This is a genomic window from Arthrobacter sp. LAR12-1-1.1 (assembly GCF_040676555.1).
In the GTDB taxonomy this organism is placed as follows: domain Bacteria; phylum Actinomycetota; class Actinomycetes; order Actinomycetales; family Micrococcaceae; genus Arthrobacter.
In genome coordinates this window covers 1-487 of record NZ_JBEGIG010000043.1, presented here as the reverse complement: position 1 = coordinate 487, position 487 = coordinate 1, and the positions used below count along the sequence as shown (strand labels likewise).

General features: G+C 67.6%; 2 pseudogenes. Both read right to left on the bottom strand.

The window, feature by feature from the left end:
• A pseudogene (locus MRBLAR12_RS18610) lies at positions 1–368 on the bottom strand (DNA polymerase V subunit UmuC); the annotation flags it as partial.
• An 8-nt stretch (positions 369–376) separates the two neighbouring features.
• Positions 377–487, bottom strand: a pseudogene (locus tag MRBLAR12_RS18605) (LexA family transcriptional regulator); the annotation flags it as partial.

Genomic DNA, 487 nt, shown 5'->3' with positions numbered 1-487 from the left:
TCCGGGGTGCCTTTGACGCCGAGGAAGGCCTCGTCGATGCTGTAGACCTCCAGCCAGGCGGAGTACCGGCCGAGCAGTTCCATGACCCGGGCGCTGATGTCCCCGTAGAGCTCATAGTTGCTGGAGAGGGCAACGAGTCCCCACTCTCTGGCCCGCGGGGCGAGTTTGAACCATGGCTCGCCCAGCGCGATGCCGAGGGCCTTGGCTTCCGGGGAGCGGGTGACGGCGCAACCGTCGTTGTTGGAGAGGACGACGACGGGACGGCCCTCCAGGGACGGGTCGAACGCCCGCTCGGCCGACGCATAGAAGCAGTTCACATCCACGTGCGCGATCTGCGGCATCCGCCGCATCGTGGCCGGTTTAGACATGGCTGGCCTCAGACATGGTGCAGGCACCGGGTCGCGACGCCCCAGATGACCAGATCCGAGACCGACGGGACCCGGATATCCGGGTACGCCGGGTTCTCCGCCTGCAGCACGACGCCGGC